This window comes from Streptomyces anandii JCM 4720 (genome assembly GCF_014650655.1).
Lineage (GTDB): Bacteria > Actinomycetota > Actinomycetes > Streptomycetales > Streptomycetaceae > Streptomyces > Streptomyces anandii.
This window is the reverse complement of record NZ_BMVJ01000079.1, coordinates 1-1,241: the sequence shown is the minus strand read 5'-3', so window position 1 is coordinate 1,241 and position 1,241 is coordinate 1. Positions and strand designations below refer to the sequence as shown.

The 1,241-nt window shown below is 71.2% G+C and carries 1 protein-coding gene; it reads left to right on the top strand.

What is annotated here, in order from left to right; translation table 11 throughout:
- The coding region (locus IE249_RS35375) for an acyltransferase domain-containing protein (protein ID WP_189711616.1) at positions 1-1,241 on the top strand (1,241 nt) is incomplete at both ends.

Sequence of the window (1,241 nt, the reverse complement as noted above, 5' to 3'; positions counted from 1 at the left end):
GAGTTGCTGACCGAGGCCCGGGAGTGGCCGGAGACCGACGGTCGTCCGCGTAGGGCTGGTGTCTCGTCCTTCGGCATGAGCGGCACCAACGCCCACACCATCATCGAGGAGCCGCCGGTCGAGGAGCCCGCGGTCGAGGAGCCTGCGGTCGAGGGGCCGGGGGACGGTGCCGACGGCCCGGATCGCACGGACGTGGAGATTGCTGACGGTGGCTCTGGGGTCGCGGGGGTGCTTCCGTGGGTGTTGACCGCCAAGACGCCCGCTGCCCTGCGCGGTCAGGCGGAGCGGCTGCTCGAGCGGCTGGCCGCCGGGACCGAGCCGACCGACGCCCGTCTGGCCGACATCGGCTACTCGCTCGCCACGAGTCGTGCCGCGTTCGAGGAGCGGGCGGTGCTCGTCGCGGGCGACCGCGAGGGATTCCTGCGGCAGCTGGCCGCGCTTGCGGGTGACGGTTCGCCGGCCGCCGGCGTGGTCAGGGGTGCGCGGGCCGTCGGCAAGCTGGCATTCCTGTTCACCGGGCAGGGCAGCCAACGACTCGGCATGGGCCGCGAACTCTACGAGACCTACCCGGTGTTCGCGGACGCACTCGACGACGCCCTGTGGTACCTGGACGAGCAGCTCGAACTGCCCCTGCGCGACGTGATCTTCGCCGAGCCGGGCTCACCCGAGGCGGGGCTGATCGACCGGACCGAGTACACCCAGCCGGCGTTGTTCGCGGTCGAGGTGGCGCTGTTCCGGCTCTTGGAGTCGTGGGGCGTGCGGCCGGACTTCGTGTCCGGGCATTCGATCGGTGAGCTGGCGGCCGCGCACTGCGCGGGTGTGCTGTCGCTTGAGGACGCGTGCACGCTGGTGGCGGCGCGTGGGCGGTTGATGCAGGAGTTGCCCGGCGACGGTGGGGCAATGGTGGCTGTTCAGGCCGCTGAGGACGAGGTGGCGCCGTATCTGACGACGGGTGCGGCGAGCGTCGCGGCCGTGAACGGCCCGACGTCCGTGGTGATCGCCGGTGACGAGAGCGCCGTACTGGAGATCGCTGCCGTCTTCGAGGAGCAGGGGCGGAAGACCCGTCGGCTGACGGTCAGCCACGCCTTCCACTCGCCGCACATGGACGGGATGCTCGCCGAGTTCCGGCGCGTGGCGCAGGTGCTCGAGTTCGAGGCTCCTCGGATCCCGATCGTGTCGAACCTGACCGGTGGTGTGGTGTCCGCGGGAGAGGTGTGCTCTCCGGAGTTCTGGGTGCGGCA